The sequence below is a fragment of the Vibrio sp. OPT20 genome (assembly GCF_963889365.1).
GTDB classification, from domain to species: Bacteria; Pseudomonadota; Gammaproteobacteria; order Enterobacterales; family Vibrionaceae; genus Vibrio; species Vibrio splendidus.
Genome location: NZ_CAWPOA010000101.1, coordinates 185,670 through 199,571, shown reverse-complemented (window position 1 = coordinate 199,571; position 13,902 = coordinate 185,670). Strand labels below are relative to the sequence as shown.

Here is a 13,902-nt window from a genome sequence, read left to right as displayed (position 1 = left end):
GAAATTTGATGAAAGTTCAATATCTTGAAGTGGTTACCCCAGAAGTCGATGTTGTTTGTGCAACATACGCTCAGCTCTACAACGTGAAGTTCAGTGGTGCAGATGTGAACCTTGGTGGGGCGCGCACTGCAAAGTTATCTAATGGTGGGGTAATAGGCATTCGAGCACCGCTTCGTGAAACTGAAGAACCAACTGTTCGTCATTACACACTGGTTGAGGATATTCAGTCTGCAGTCAACGCAGCCGAGAAACTAGGCGCCGAAGTCGTGGTTCCGCCAATGGAGTTACCACGTCACGGCATGTGTGCCATTGTTATTCAAGTTGGCGTCGAACTCGGATTCTGGGAGTTATAGGTGGTGCATAGCTTTTAGAATACGGGAAATAATGATAGTAATTTAACGTTTGAACGACAAACGATCTAGGGAGGGATCATGTCAATTACATCAGGAATAGCTCTATTTGTTGCGATGTTACTATCTGCAGCCATACCGGGACCCAGCGTTCTCGCAGTTCTGTCGAGGTCTCTAAGTTATGGTTGGAAACAAGGCTTGTTAGTGGTGCTTGGCGTACTAATCGCGGATTACATTTTTATATTCTTAGCTTTGTCTGGTTTATCGGCTTTAGCTAGCGCAATGGGTGAATTTGCTACGGTAATTAAATATGTAGGCGTTGCCTATTTGTTTTGGTTGGCTTACACAACATGGACGTCAGATGTTAGTGAATCATCGAGTACATCTTCGGAGCAAGGAACGAAAGCCTCAAGCGTGACTATCGGCTTATTGATGACAGTTTCAAACCCAAAGGCGATTTTGTTTTACATGGGTTTCTTTCCTGCATTCATAGACCTAAAGACATTTACCACAACAGATGTGATGATGATTTTGGTGATTTCAACTGTAGCTGTAGGTGGAATATTGAGTCTCTATGCTTGCACTGCCTCTAAAGCTCGTTTTGTATTTCAAGGGCGCTCAGCAAAGACGCTATTGAACAGATTATCAGGTGGCTTTTTGGCGACTTGCGGTGCTTTGTTAGCAACTAAAACATGAGTACTCTTGGGACTGTTTTAACCATAGCACCAAACTAAGTGTTAACACCTAGTGTCTTTGCCTGCTTCATGGCATCATTCCACGCAGCTAAAACCCCAACAAGGTATGTTATGAAACAGAATATTGTCCACATTGCACTCGTGGTAAAAGACTACGATGAAGCGCTTGATTTCTATGTAAACAAGCTTAAGTTTGATCTCATCGAAGACACGTATCTACCAGAAGAAGATAAACGCTGGGTTGTTGTTGCTCCACCAAATTCAACCGGTGTGAGCCTGTTACTTGCTAGAGCTTCCAAGCCTGAGCAACACGATTTCATCGGTAACCAAGCTGGTGGACGCGTATTCCTATTCTTAAACACCGATGATTTCTGGCGTGATTACGAACGCATGACGTCTTTGGGCATAAACTTCGTCCGAGAGCCTAAAGAGCAAGGCTACGGTACCGTTGCTGTGTTTGAAGATCTTTACGGTAACTTGTGGGATCTGCTTCAGTTAAACCCTGAACACCCTATGGCTAACAGATAGATAAGCAAGCTTAGCCCACAACCATAATTCTAGTCATACGGATTGGCAGGAGCGACATGGAAGTCACAAGGTATCAACCCAAGTATTTAACCGCTTTACAGGCGCTCTATCTAGAATCAAGACAGGACACCTTTCATTGGGCTGATGCCGACGCTTTTAAGTTATCCGATTTCGATTTAGATACAGAAGGTGAGCAAATATGGGTGGTTGTTTCTGGCGACAAGGTTTTAGGTTTTGCCTCTGTTTGGGAACCTGAAAGCTTCATCCATCACCTCTATGTTTGCCCGCGAACGCTACGTTCTGGGGCTGGTTCTGCTTTACTCAATACTTGCAAACAACATTACTCTGGTCTGACATTGAAGTGTCTGACTGCTAATGAAAATGCTATTGGCTTTTATCAGTCGCAAGGCTTTGCTATCTCGTCCACAGAGGGAGAGGGATTAGAGCGTTATCACTTAATGACGTACCAAGCTTGGTAATAATAAGCTTAGTAATAATAATCATGGCAATCACAAGCGCTGCAATTACAACAAGGGTCATCAAGTCGGGAGTTTAAACCGAGAATATGGAAATAAAACAGCTTTCAGCGATTGAGGTACTTCCGGTTAGGCATCAAGTGCTTTGGCCTGATAAACCGATGTCGTTTTGCATGGTGCCAGATGACGAACAAGCAACGCATTACGGCGCGTTTATTGGTGAGCAGTTGGTTTGTGTCGCGTCTATCTATATCCAAGGCAATGAAGCGAGGCTGAGAAAGTTTGCCACGCTGCCTGAATTCCAAGGGCAGGGAATCGGTTCAAACGTGATTGATCATGCAATCTCTAACCTCAAAGATTTAAACATCCAATATTTTTGGTGCGATGCGCGTACAACGGCTTTAGGTTTTTATCAAAAGTTCGGGATGGCTGTAGAAGGCTCTGAATTTGAAAAATCGGGTGTTGCGTATTACAAAATGTCGGTTCATTGGGAGTAGCGCTTCTCTTTCGTTAGGTTAACCCTCCGCACCGCTAAATCATCAACTTAAGATAAGGAAGCTCATCGTGGAAGAGATCAAAGGCATTCTGCAATTCATGGTCGAGATTGAACAATTAAAGGATGTTCATCGACAGACAAAACCGGTTGGATTGGATCGATATGAAAACTCCGCTGAGCACAGTTGGCATGTCTGTTTGAGCGCGCTCATGTTGAAAGACTATGCCAATGAAGAAATCGATATTACGCGAGTGATGAAGATGTTGTTGATTCATGATCTTGGGGAAATCGATGCCGGAGATACCATCATTTATGCCAGTGAAACCGAAGAAAACAAGCTCAAAGAGAGAAACTGCGTTGAGCGTTTGCTGAAATCATTGCCGAGCCATTTAAGCACCGAGTACTTGGATCTATGGCTTGAGTTCGAAGCGGGTGAGTCACCGGAAGCCAGATTTGGTAAGGCGATCGATAGAGTACCCCCTTTGCTTCATAACATCCATGGTGATGGTCACAGCTGGAAGAAGCACAACATATCCAAAGACAAAGTTCTGACCTTCAATGGCGAGCGTATTTCTAAAGGCAGTCGTGCTCTATGGAAAGAGCTAGAAGTGCAACTTGAAGGGGCTGCGGACAAAGGGTTATTAAAGTAAAAGTTAACTATCATGCCAAGGAATGACAAAGAAGTTTCAACCTAACAACGTTTAAATTAAACTCGGGAATTCATAGTGTTACTTCAGCGTAGCAAGCCCATTGTTAAAGGAATAAGAACAACATGAAAACCACTGCTTTAGCTTTATTGCTGCTTAGTGTTTCTGGTAGTGCATTTGCAACCAATACCAATATTGAAGCGATCGATTACCAAGTGTCGGTCACTGTCGAGGATTCTGAATCAAAACTCAATTTCCCAACCTTTAAGTTCGACTCTTTCGGACAGGAAGTCACATCTCAAACTGAAAAGTGCATTTATTCGGGTGTTCTTTCTAAGCATGAAGCTAACGCTATTCTATTAGAGGCCAAAATGTCATGCGATTATGAAAATGGTGAGTCTAGTAGTGAGATGCCGGTTTTTATTCTTGATCAAGAGGGGGGCGAAGCAAGTATCGAGCTTGGAGAAGATGAAACAAACCTGTGGAAATACACGGTTCTAATTAAAGCGCTTAACTAAACTTCAAACGATACACGGTTACTCTTTTTGTTCTGCTATTGAACACCGCAATGCCAATTAAAGTAGATGCATGACACATGGTATTATCTTGTGTCTCATTTCTTTCTAATAAAACTCTAATGGACAACAATAAGTTCGAGAACCGAGTGATAAGTTGTTAGTATGCATCAACTTTATAAATGTTAGTTGGCTTATATAAATGCTTGATAATAAGTATATTAAACACCCTTATCACTGTGAGCAGTGCAACGCACTTACCCCGCACCTTGCTGTTAACGCTTCCGATGCTCAATCTAAAGCGAACGCTGAATCTGAAAAGAAACAATGGAAATTAGGCGTGTTGATGGAGTACCTGATGACGTTATTGTTCAAAGGTGACCATAATGTTCCCGGTTTTTATGTCGACAGTGATTACGAATACCAGTGTGAAAAGTGTGGGACTAAGTCGTGGCATTGATTGGGTATGAACATTTGATGTAAATCTCATGACAATAATAAATATGAGTCAGAAATCACAAGGGACTGTATGGAAATCATATCCGAAATTGAAGTGTCTAAAGAGCAACATCAAGCCATTACCGCTCTGAGAAATAGCGCCTTCCCCGATCATCAGGTAGAGCGTTCTTATTATAAACAACTCCCTCATATGCGAGCTCTGCAATACCGTGAAGGACGACTCGTCGGTTACCTTGGTCTTGATTACCGTATGGTCAGTGTTGGTGACAGTGCGTACAAAGTATTAGGTGTTATTGATTTTTGTGTTGCTGAGAATGTCCGAGGCAAAGGTATTGGTACATCTATGCTGTCTGAGTTGGATGAGTATGTGAAGGATAGGGATGTCGATTTCATTATTTTGATATCAGATCTTCATGATTTCTATTCCTCACAAGGCTATGTCCAAACTCCAAGCACTAACTCTTGGTTAAGGCTTCATGAGCACCTTAGTCATGGCGTAGCTGTTGAAGAGATTGATGACCTATATGTAAAGCCATTGAACGGAAAGCAATGGTCTTTAGGGGATGTTGATTGGCTGGGCTATATGTATTAGCTCTCTTCTTTTAAGTGACTCCATGAACTAAAGAATGGAATAACTCCTACCTAAACTGATGATAATAAGACGCATTAGAAAAGTGATCCTCTCTGCAAACTGAGAATGGAAACGCGTCTATACTGACATGGGTTACGTCACTGATTTAAGAAGTGGCGCTATGAATGTAAGTTTGATTAGGCTAAATCTCAGAGGTGACGATGAAAAAATTACTACCACTATGCGCCATTTTACTCTCGGCATCATTTTCAGCTGCGGCTTCGGATGGTTTGATTAAATACCAAAGTAATTACTCAGTGAAAGAGACTGCAGACCGCTTTGAAGAAATCGCCAAAAGCAAAGGTTTGACCTTGTTTGCGAGAATCGACCATCAGAAAAACGCGAGTAAGGTTGGTCTTGAATTGAGACCAACGGAAGTCATCATCTTTGGTAACCCAAAAGTAGGGACACCATTAATGCAATGCGCTCAAGATGTCGCGATAGATTTACCGCAGAAGGTATTAGTCACTGAGGATTCTAATAAAGAAGTATGGCTATCTTACAACGATCCTAATTACTTGGTAGAGCGTCACGCAATCAATGGCTGTGACGAAGTGGTTAAGAAGATATCGGGTGTACTAAGCAAGCTTTCAGAAGCGACAGTGGCGAAAGCTGAATAACCGAGCCAATAAGCACTCATTTAGACCAGTAATGGGTGCGACTTGACGATGATATAGCTTCCCAATCAACGTTTGGCTGCATTGACAACTAAGCAACAATATATAAAAGTAGTGTTATGAAACTGAATTTAGCGTCATCTAACCAACGAATTATCATCATTCCATAGGAATGGTGGGATTGTTGATGCGCTTTGTTTATCGAACCCACCCGTAGGTGGGTTTTTTGTCGCTGTCTTATGGGTTTTATCTGAATAGAGGAAGTCATATGAAAAAGGTCGCGGTTTTTGGCAAGCCTGGGAGTGGAAAGTCCACAATCAGCAAAGCGTTAGCACTAGCTACAGGCATAGAGCTTCACCAGTTGGACTCTATTGTTTATAAGGCCAACGGAGAGTTTGTTGAGCGTGAAGTGTTCGACCTAGCACACGACAACATAATCAATTCTGAAAGCTGGATCATCGATGGTTTTGGCCCTCTAAGCTCATTCAACACACGTTTAGAAGCCGCAGATACTTTGGTTTATATCGACCTTCCTTATCCAATTAGCTACTGGTTTGTTACCAAGCGAATGCTCAAAGGGTTGTTCGTTAAACCTGAAGGCTGGCCTGATGGAAGCTCAGTGATAAAATGCACGATACAAAGTTACAAGACACTAAAACTGTGCCCTAAGTTTTGGAATGACGACTTTAGACTACGGTTAGAATTACGCGCAAAAGAGAAAGAGGTTCACATCATCAGAAGCGTGAGTGAATTGAATAACTTTGTCCGCCAACACGTCACTTAACAGGTGAGAGCTTACCTTTCTTTGAAACGCTTTAATTTGCTCATAACTTCATGAAAATATTTAGATTTAATTCAACATGTGGCATATTTGCCATGTGTTTAATTTGTGCTTTAAGTTAAGGCTATAGATATTATGTATGGAAGTGAGAAGACGAGAGCGTTCTGCTGTAACTGTAAGGAACTTACACTGCATAAGTACACTATGTTCAGTAGCCAAGTGCAAAAGGCACCACAAGCTGAAGATAAAGAACCGAGCTTACTCCAACGAATTTTATCGGAGCTTCTATCTTTTGGTGTTACAGGTTCGGGCGCGACAGGTGATTACAAATGTACCCAATGTGGAACATATCTGAATACACCAGACAACCTCGACTGAGTTTGTGAGTTTGGCTTAGGCAAATAAAAACGGGAAGACCTCAATGATCTTCCCGTTAGGTATTACTTAACTCATCGTGCTATTGGCAGTTTGAGTGAGAAGCCTTATGCACAACACTTCTTGTATTTCTTACCGCTACCGCAAGAACAAGGGTCGTTACGGTTAGGTGTCTTTTCGAACGTCATTGTTTTTGGCTTGTTTAGTAATGTGTCGAACTCAAGCGTGTTTTCTTCTTTAGTTGCATCAACAGATACAGTAACAAAGATTGAATGCTCGGCCGCGATTGCATCAACTTCGGCTTTACGAGCTTCAGTTTGAACCATTACAGCAACTGGTGACTCTTCAGTACCCACTTTAACATCGCGGTTTACATTGTAGCCAGCAAGAACGTGGTTCTGTCTTGTTTCGATACGGCCTTTGAAAAATAGTTTCGACATTGGGTACTCACAAAATTTGGGATGACGCTATTCCTATGCTAGGTAGCGTTATAGAGCGGGGGATTATACGCATATATTCCAATTGATAAAGCAGTGATGTGAGTAAAGATTGTTGGTTTTTGTTTGCCAGCAATTATTTGTTTTATTGCTTTGTTCTAATTAGACTAATTTTGAAACTCAAGACAATAAGATTTCCCTTAACAGGGCCTCAAGTGATAAATTGAAATCGTCAATTTAAACAACGAGATACCCCATGAAGTTAGATGCCATCCTGTGGGATTACGATGGAACCTTAGTGAATTCAGTTCCAAAGAATATCGCAATTACTAAAGATATTATCTCTGTGGTCGCGCCACACTTATCAGGTGAGAACTTACCTAGATATCTGCTGAGCGAAACGCTTTATCACGAAGCCAACCACGGTGCTAAAAACTGGCAAGCTTTATATGTCGATTATTACGGCCTATCGCATGACGAAATGTTGATCGCCGGTGGAATGTGGGCAGAGCATCAAGAGAAAAACCAAACTGCTGTCGCCTTGTTTGAAGGAATGGAAACCGTGGTTAATCAGTTTGCTCATCTTCCTCATGGGATCTGCTCTCAAAACTCTCAATTGAATATTCGTGGCGTGCTCGACAGTTATGGCATTGGCGATTTGTTTAAATCGGTAGTGGGCTATGACGATGTCTCGAACGGCCACCAAAAGCCACACCCGTTTGGTGGCGTGAAATGTGTTGAGAACATATTTGGCGCCGATCAGTCTAACGAGCTTTGTTTGATGTACATCGGCGACCATGAAGCGGACACACAGTTTGCTCGCAATATTGAAGCAGCATTGGGTAAGAACGCAAAAGTGATTGCCGTGGCCGCCGGTTATAGCCGATCTGAACCTGAAAATTGGCAAACCAAGCCAGATTATATTGCCAACCATGTCGATGATCTTTTAACGATCATCGGTAAGTACGCGTAGAGGTATATAGTTTAAGCATGTTTAAAGCGATGTCTTCACGTCCATAAATAGCTATGTATGAAAATTCGTTATAACTGAACGATTTTAAGGAAGAATAATGACACCAAAACAAGTGGTATTAGGTTTTTGGGATGCAATGCGCAGTAATGATTTTGCCAAGGCAAGCGAATGGCTAGCCGCAGATTTTGAAGGCTATTGGCCTCAGTCATCTGAACTCACATTAGGGCGCGATAACTTTACGGCAATCAACTCTGAATACCCAGCTAATGGTGTTTGGGAATTCACACTCAATTCGATTGTCTGTGAAGGAGATTCCGTAGTAACGGACGTTTCGGTTACAGACAGTGTGTTGAAAGACCGAGTGATTACCTTTCACACGGTTGCTGATGGTTTAATTCAAAAACAAACTGAGTTTTGGCCAGACCCATTCGAAGCGCCGGCGTGGCGATCGCAGTGGGTTCAGGTTGTATCGAGTAATTAGTTTGTATCGATACGATCAGTTTGTAACAAAAAATCAGGTTATATCGAACGATCAGGTTATAACAAACAAGTGGCATTAGGAGGTTTCATTGAGCAAGGTAGTAATTGTAACAGGCGGAAGCCGAGGCATTGGCGCAGCGACGTCTAAATTGTTGGCCAGTAAAGGCTATGCTGTATGCGTTAACTTCATACACAATGAGTCGCGAGCTGAAGATCTAGTGAATGAGATTCGCGAACAAGGCGGAACTGCGATTAGCGTGCGTGCGGATGTGTCTGTTGAATCGGACGTGAAATCTTTATTTGAGATTGCTCGTAATAAGCTAGGTCCAGTGACTCACTTGGTCAATAATGCCGGGATCTTGTTTACCCAGTCACCATTGGTTGATATTGAATTGGATCGCTTTGAAAAGGTGATGAAATCGAACGTATCAAGCTGCTTCCTGTGCAGTAAAGCCTTTATCAAACAAGCTGATGGCGCGGGTTCGATTGTGAATGTATCGTCTGCCGCTTCTCGTACAGGCGCACCGTTTGAGTATGTGGATTACGCAGCATCCAAAGGTGCGATGGATTCACTGACCAAAGGCTTATCGCTTGAATTGGCTTCACGCAATATCCGAGTGAATGGCGTAAGGCCAGGCTGTATTTATACTGAGATGCACGCAGACGGCGGAGAGCCAGATCGCGTAGACAGACTAGCTTCGCAACTGCCGTTACAACGAGGTGGCACGCCAGAAGAGGTGGCTAACTCTATCGCGTGGTTATTGTCAGACGAAGCTTCTTATGTAACTGGATCATTTATTGATATTGCGGGCGGGCGATAGGGCTCGTTAGCTTTTACACTAAGATAGACCAGTAAAAACCATAAACACGCAACACAAGTACCTAACTAAAAGAACGAAACTAAGAGTACAAACATGAAAAACTATTTCGAAAGCCCGTTTGTCGGAAAGTCACTCAAAGAACAGGTGACCAACCCAAACATCATCGTGGGCGAGCACAGTTATTACTCGGGTTACTACCATAACCACAGCTTTGATGACTGTGCGCGTTACCTATTACCGGATAGAACCGATATCGATCAGCTGATCATTGGTAGCTATTGCTCGATTGGTTCTGGCGCCGTGTTTATGATGGCAGGCAACCAAGGCCACCAAAATCAGTGGGTGAGTACCTTCCCTTTTTTCTATCAAGATGACGAGAAGTTTGAAGGTGCGATAGACGGCTTTGAACGCTCTGGTGATACCGTGATTGGTAACGATGTGTGGATTGGCACAGAAGCCATGATCATGAGTGGTGTTAAGGTCGGAGACGGAGCCATCATCGCAAGTCGAGCGCTTGTGACTAAAGATGTCGCGCCATACTCGATTGTTGGTTCAAACCCTGCGCGTCACATCCGCTATCGTTTCAATGAAACTGAAGTTGCTCAGTTGTTAGAAATGAAATGGTGGGAGTGGAGCGAAGAACAAATCAAAGGCGCAATGTCGTTGATGTGTTCTTCAGACATCGATGGGCTTTATCAATACTGGAAAGCGCTCAAGTAATTGCTGTTCCCCGTGCGCTTTGTCTCATCGGTTAAGGGCAGCTTAATGAATTAGATACCCGCACCGACTTGGAAATAGAGGGCGGTATCTTCTTCACTGAACGCAATATCAATCCCTGAAATCAAACCATAGCGCCTTGCAATAAGGTAACGGAAACCGACACCGTAAGCCGTGTGAGAACTTTGATCAAACATGTCTTTATCGCTGTCACCCGCATAGCCAATTCCCGTAAACACCGCGGTTGACCAACGTGGTGTCCACTGTTTGCTTACTTGAACTTCTGCCGCGACCGTGTGTTCACCTTGATAGCGATTGCGGGCGATACCTCTCAGTTCAATGTCTGGGTAATATTGAGGAGAAAGCACGCGTTCATTGGTCGACAATGATTTGTACTGTCCTCGCAACGCTAAATTCCACTCCTTGTTTAACTCCCAATAGTTCAGCCCTTCCAAATTAAACGTTTGATAGGTGTAATCACTGCCAATCGCATCACCAAACCAAAGGTATTCCGCGACATAGTTGTAGCCTTGCGTCGGATTCAAGAAGCTGTTCTTGCTGTCGTACTCGGCGATTAGACCCAAACCGGAAGAGGTCGGTGACGTGTTGCCAATGTTGTTTAAGATTTCTTGCGCTTTAGGATGATTATTAAGTGAGAGTGTTGGTGCGAAGAACTGTTGAGAAACCCCCAGTAACCATTGGGAGTCAGGTACTCTAAATTGGAGTTTCTGTATCCCGCCCATGCCTTTGAGTCCAAGCTCAACACCTTCGTTTGGATCGAGTGGAGACAAGGCGTTCGGAGAGCTTTGTCTATAAAAGGTCATGTTGATATCGCCATAACCTAATCCACCAAGGTAGCGTATAGAGTCCTCATTCCAACTGCGCTTGTGGCCAACAAACGCCATCCAAGTGCCATTCTCTGTCGCAAAGCCGCCAATCGCAGTGATTGCAGGGGTGAGAAGCTGGGCGCCACCATCGATGGATTTTTCCGCGAGTTCTTTACGTGTGTTTTTTTGCTCTTCAGATTCGTGCATGAAGATACCAGTGAAGCCGCCACCGTATCCTACCGCAGGCTCAGTAATGAGAATTGGAACAGGAAGAAAACCGTAGGCATTTTCTGCGAGGTATTCTCCCATATCGAGTTGGCCATCAATTTCATCGATAAAGCTGACAGCGTGTGTCGCCGTAGAAACAAGTATCAGGCTACTTAGTGCTAAAGGTTTAAAGGTCATAACATTCCGTATTATTCACTATCCATTAAATTGAGTGTAATCAATCAAATAGATAGCGCAATAGAACGAGGAGTATTAACCGATATATCTGTTCAAAAGGCGAATGGAACAGCGTTTACTATTGGATAGTTTCTACGTACGTCAGAATATCCAGAGCATCTTGCTTGGTAATTGTCCCTTTCCACGTTGGCATACCTTGTTCTACGTTACCTTCTAAAATGTCATCCGCCAAAGAGCTTGGACTGGTAAAAAAGCCGCCTAGTTTATTAGCGATATTGGCGGGCTTGTGTGGCAATGAAGCGGCAGTGGGGCCATCACCGTGTCCTTTGTCGCCATGACATACCTGACAAAGCTGCGTGTATTTGGCTTTTCCATTAGCAAAGTGCCTCGCATCGATTTCTGAGGCGGCACTCGCATTAAACGTCATCATTGAAGCGACTAAACCTAAAAAAGCTAACACGTGTAAATGGTTCATGGTTTTCATTGTTTTGTTCTCGATTATTATTTAACAATGAAAGAATAAGCAGGCGTGAGTAGAAGAAACGTGAATGGGTAAAGCGGGATTAAGCTAAGTTTAGAAGTAGGTTTAGAAGCAAGTTTAGAAATAGGATTAGAAACAAGTTTAGTTGCGGACGAACATCAATGTGATGTAGGTAAATGATTGATTATATGCATATTGCATAGTATGGCGTGTCGCATTAGCGTGGTGGATGAATTGGAGGGGTATTATGATTAGTTGCAACGATTACGATTATATTGAGATTGTGTGTATGCACCGATACCCAATCAAATTAACGCTGAAGTCTGGCGAGCAGATTGAATGTGTCGGATTAGATACTCAACGCAATGATAGCCGTGAAGAGTGCATTAAGGTCAGTATTCAAGGTGTAGAACAACTTGTCGTACTCACTGATCTTTCCACACTAGAAGTCTGTGTCGACAATCCTCATTTTCAGCAGATTTCATTCAAAACGTCATAGGCTTTCAAATGAATAACACCATAGAACAATGCTATTGCACCGCGTGCAGAGAAGACACACAACATGTTGTTGTGTTGGTCAGAAAGACGAGTGCGTTTGCAGACAAACCTAATCAAAAGCGAAGCGAGTTTTGGGCAGGCATGATAAAAGGTTGGTTCCTTGGCCCGTTTATCGCGTCAATGGATGAGTTTTCTCGTCACCTTGTCTGTGAAAAGTGCGGCCATAAAGAGATACAAGATTAGTCGTGTTATTTTACAAAACATTGGATTCAATACAGTTAGATCGTCAATTGGCTTAGGAATAAAACGAATGAAAGTAGAAACGATTGAAGCCGTAAAGGCGTATGGTTTTTCAGTAAGAACCACTAATACCGATGAGATTGACCCGGCCAAAGCCAAGATAGGGCAATTGTGGCAGGGCTTTTTTGACCAAGCGTTTCCAAAATTAACGCCGGATTCAAAAGTGTATGGTGTCTACACGAATTACGAGTCTGACTTTACGGGTGAATTTGATGTCATCGCTTGTACTAGCGCACTCACCGATAACAATTTAGATGCGCTTGTCGAAACCGAAATACAAGCAGGCAAATACTTAACGTTTTCTGCTGAAGGTGAACTCCCTCAAGCAGTGATCGACCTATGGGGTGAAGTGTGGGCGTATTTCAACGCTGCAGATTGCCCACATGTGAGAACTTACACAACAGATTTTGAATTCTACAAAGGTGAAACTGAAGTCGAGATTTTGATAGCGATTCAATAAGCTTTGGGTTGTCGTTAGTGATAGTCAAATTGAGTCATTAGCAAAAGAGCCGCTCTGTACGAGCGGCTCTTTTTATTGGGGTACACCGCCTAAATAAATTGCGGTAGACCGCTTTAACAAATTGTGGTCTACCGTCTTAACAAAGGTCAGCTACATCATTCTCATGAAGTAAGGAATAATCAGGGCGTTCGCTAAATCAATGAAGAACGCGCATACCAATGGCACGATGATGAAGGCTTGCGCTGAATGCCCATATTTCTGACTTACTGCCGACATGTTCGCCATGGCTGTCGGTGTTGAACCTAACGAAATCCCTCCGAACCCAGCACATACAACAGCCGCATCATAGGTCTTACCCATTGATGGGAACACGATGAAGATATTGATTATCACCGCCAGTAGCAGCTGCATTGCCAATATCGCGAAGATAGGGCCCGCCAAGTCAATGAGCGTCCAAAGCTGCATGCTCATTAATGACATCGCCAAAAATGTACCCAGGGAGATTTCAGCAATTAAGTCGATAGCGGGCGAGCGTGTCGGCCATTTTGCGCCCGAGATTCTTGGGTAGGAGTCTGGCATTACGTTGGTGATCACGATACCCGCAAACAAACACGATACGAACAGTGGAAGCTGTAATCCTGTCTGACTAATCAATTCATTAAGCAACGCGCCGACAATGACACAAATATGGATCGCTAATACGGCGTCCAAAAATTGAAATGATGTGAGGGCTTGTTGTTGCTTTTTGGCATTTGAATCGATTGAACCTGATTGCTCATCGGTAGGTTTAAGGTTATGACGCTTGATGAGAAACTTTGCAATAGGACCGCCCATAAGGCTGGCTAAAATCAGCCCGAACGTTGCACTGGCGATACCAATTTCCATTGCGCTTTCTAGGCCGAACTCTTCTGCAACCTTGGGTGCCCAAGCAAT

Annotated in this window: 23 protein-coding genes; 19 read left to right on the top strand and 4 right to left on the bottom strand. The window is 43.3% G+C overall.

Features of this window, described 5'->3' with window-relative positions:
- Nucleotides 1-8: 8 nt before the first annotated feature.
- From AACR09_RS20990 to AACR09_RS20935, 12 genes are all read left to right on the top strand, one after another.
- Nucleotides 9-353 carry a VOC family protein gene (locus AACR09_RS20990; RefSeq protein ID WP_193835633.1) on the top strand — a complete coding sequence of 115 codons (345 nt, stop codon included), beginning with the start codon at nt 9-11 and terminating at the stop codon, nt 351-353.
- Between the two features lie 78 nt (nt 354-431).
- On the top strand, nt 432-1,046 hold the full coding sequence (locus tag AACR09_RS20985; RefSeq protein WP_108192592.1) for a LysE family translocator: 615 nt from the start codon (nt 432-434) through the stop codon (nt 1,044-1,046).
- A 110-nt stretch (nt 1,047-1,156) separates the two neighbouring features.
- Entirely contained in the window at nt 1,157-1,573 is a 417-nt protein-coding gene (locus AACR09_RS20980) for a VOC family protein (protein WP_009846821.1), read from the top strand.
- A 56-nt stretch (nt 1,574-1,629) separates the two neighbouring features.
- The gene (locus tag AACR09_RS20975; protein ID WP_017087137.1) at nt 1,630-2,052 is read left to right on the top strand and encodes a GNAT family N-acetyltransferase; all 423 of its coding nucleotides are present in this window, start codon (nt 1,630-1,632) and stop codon (nt 2,050-2,052) included.
- 86 nt (nt 2,053-2,138) lie between these two features.
- On the top strand, nt 2,139-2,546 hold the full coding sequence (locus tag AACR09_RS20970) for a GNAT family N-acetyltransferase (protein ID WP_193835632.1): 408 nt from the start codon (nt 2,139-2,141) through the stop codon (nt 2,544-2,546).
- A gap of 67 nt (nt 2,547-2,613) precedes the next feature.
- Complete coding sequence (locus AACR09_RS20965) at nt 2,614-3,195, top strand: HD domain-containing protein (protein ID WP_076647035.1); 582 nt, start codon at nt 2,614-2,616, stop codon at nt 3,193-3,195.
- A 122-nt stretch (nt 3,196-3,317) separates the two neighbouring features.
- A complete protein-coding gene (locus AACR09_RS20960) occupies nt 3,318-3,710 on the top strand; it encodes a hypothetical protein (protein WP_017087140.1) in 393 nt (130 codons plus the stop codon).
- A gap of 199 nt (nt 3,711-3,909) precedes the next feature.
- Complete coding sequence (locus tag AACR09_RS20955; RefSeq protein ID WP_102570855.1) at nt 3,910-4,167, top strand: hypothetical protein; 258 nt, start codon at nt 3,910-3,912, stop codon at nt 4,165-4,167.
- 69 nt (nt 4,168-4,236) lie between these two features.
- Nucleotides 4,237-4,758, top strand: coding sequence for a GNAT family N-acetyltransferase (locus AACR09_RS20950; RefSeq protein WP_193835631.1), 522 nt, complete (start codon nt 4,237-4,239; stop codon nt 4,756-4,758).
- Between the two features lie 200 nt (nt 4,759-4,958).
- Nucleotides 4,959-5,417 carry a DUF302 domain-containing protein gene (locus AACR09_RS20945; protein ID WP_029406454.1) on the top strand — a complete coding sequence of 153 codons (459 nt, stop codon included), beginning with the start codon at nt 4,959-4,961 and terminating at the stop codon, nt 5,415-5,417.
- Nucleotides 5,418-5,682: 265 nt separating this feature from the next.
- The gene (locus AACR09_RS20940; protein ID WP_193835630.1) at nt 5,683-6,198 is read left to right on the top strand and encodes an adenylate kinase; all 516 of its coding nucleotides are present in this window, start codon (nt 5,683-5,685) and stop codon (nt 6,196-6,198) included.
- A 132-nt stretch (nt 6,199-6,330) separates the two neighbouring features.
- Complete coding sequence (locus AACR09_RS20935) at nt 6,331-6,573, top strand: hypothetical protein (RefSeq protein WP_133150082.1); 243 nt, start codon at nt 6,331-6,333, stop codon at nt 6,571-6,573.
- Nucleotides 6,574-6,677: 104 nt separating this feature from the next.
- Here AACR09_RS20935 and AACR09_RS20930 read toward each other — a convergent pair whose 3' ends face one another.
- Nucleotides 6,678-7,010 carry a PBPRA1643 family SWIM/SEC-C metal-binding motif protein gene (locus tag AACR09_RS20930; RefSeq protein WP_102502794.1) on the bottom strand — a complete coding sequence of 111 codons (333 nt, stop codon included), beginning with the start codon at nt 7,008-7,010 and terminating at the stop codon, nt 6,678-6,680.
- 253 nt (nt 7,011-7,263) lie between these two features.
- Here AACR09_RS20930 and AACR09_RS20925 point away from each other — a divergent pair, with 253 nt between their 5' ends.
- From AACR09_RS20925 to catB, 4 genes are all read left to right on the top strand, one after another.
- Complete coding sequence (locus tag AACR09_RS20925; RefSeq protein WP_193835629.1) at nt 7,264-7,980, top strand: HAD family hydrolase; 717 nt, start codon at nt 7,264-7,266, stop codon at nt 7,978-7,980.
- Nucleotides 7,981-8,077: 97 nt separating this feature from the next.
- Nucleotides 8,078-8,461 (top strand): nuclear transport factor 2 family protein, encoded by a 384-nt coding sequence (locus AACR09_RS20920; protein WP_065681840.1) that lies wholly within the window; start codon nt 8,078-8,080, stop codon nt 8,459-8,461.
- Between the two features lie 88 nt (nt 8,462-8,549).
- Complete coding sequence (locus AACR09_RS20915; RefSeq protein WP_004733853.1) at nt 8,550-9,281, top strand: glucose 1-dehydrogenase; 732 nt, start codon at nt 8,550-8,552, stop codon at nt 9,279-9,281.
- A 93-nt stretch (nt 9,282-9,374) separates the two neighbouring features.
- A complete protein-coding gene (gene catB, locus AACR09_RS20910; protein WP_193835628.1) occupies nt 9,375-10,001 on the top strand; it encodes a type B chloramphenicol O-acetyltransferase in 627 nt (208 codons plus the stop codon).
- Between the two features lie 50 nt (nt 10,002-10,051).
- Here the strand turns inward: catB and AACR09_RS20905 are convergent, their stop codons facing one another.
- Both AACR09_RS20905 and AACR09_RS20900 read right to left on the bottom strand, forming a co-directional pair.
- Nucleotides 10,052-11,230 (bottom strand): BamA/TamA family outer membrane protein, encoded by a 1,179-nt coding sequence (locus AACR09_RS20905; RefSeq protein WP_193835627.1) that lies wholly within the window; start codon nt 11,228-11,230, stop codon nt 10,052-10,054.
- Between the two features lie 118 nt (nt 11,231-11,348).
- A complete protein-coding gene (locus tag AACR09_RS20900; protein ID WP_017090684.1) occupies nt 11,349-11,714 on the bottom strand; it encodes a c-type cytochrome in 366 nt (121 codons plus the stop codon).
- A gap of 244 nt (nt 11,715-11,958) precedes the next feature.
- On the opposite strand from AACR09_RS20900, the gene AACR09_RS20895 reads away from it, so the two are divergent.
- The 3 genes from AACR09_RS20895 (at nt 11,959) to AACR09_RS20885 (ending at nt 12,969) form a co-directional block, all read left to right on the top strand.
- Nucleotides 11,959-12,210 carry a Rho-binding antiterminator gene (locus AACR09_RS20895; protein ID WP_004733849.1) on the top strand — a complete coding sequence of 84 codons (252 nt, stop codon included), beginning with the start codon at nt 11,959-11,961 and terminating at the stop codon, nt 12,208-12,210.
- 8 nt (nt 12,211-12,218) lie between these two features.
- Nucleotides 12,219-12,452: a hypothetical protein gene (locus tag AACR09_RS20890; protein WP_004733848.1), complete on the top strand. Its 234-nt coding sequence runs from the start codon at nt 12,219-12,221 to the stop codon at nt 12,450-12,452.
- Nucleotides 12,453-12,519: 67 nt separating this feature from the next.
- The gene (locus tag AACR09_RS20885) at nt 12,520-12,969 is read left to right on the top strand and encodes a GyrI-like domain-containing protein (protein ID WP_193835626.1); all 450 of its coding nucleotides are present in this window, start codon (nt 12,520-12,522) and stop codon (nt 12,967-12,969) included.
- A gap of 150 nt (nt 12,970-13,119) precedes the next feature.
- On the opposite strand, the gene AACR09_RS20880 is transcribed toward AACR09_RS20885, so the two are convergent.
- Nucleotides 13,120-13,902, bottom strand: a 783-nt coding sequence (locus tag AACR09_RS20880) for a sodium/glutamate symporter (protein WP_322621715.1), incomplete at its 5' end; no start/stop codon positions are given.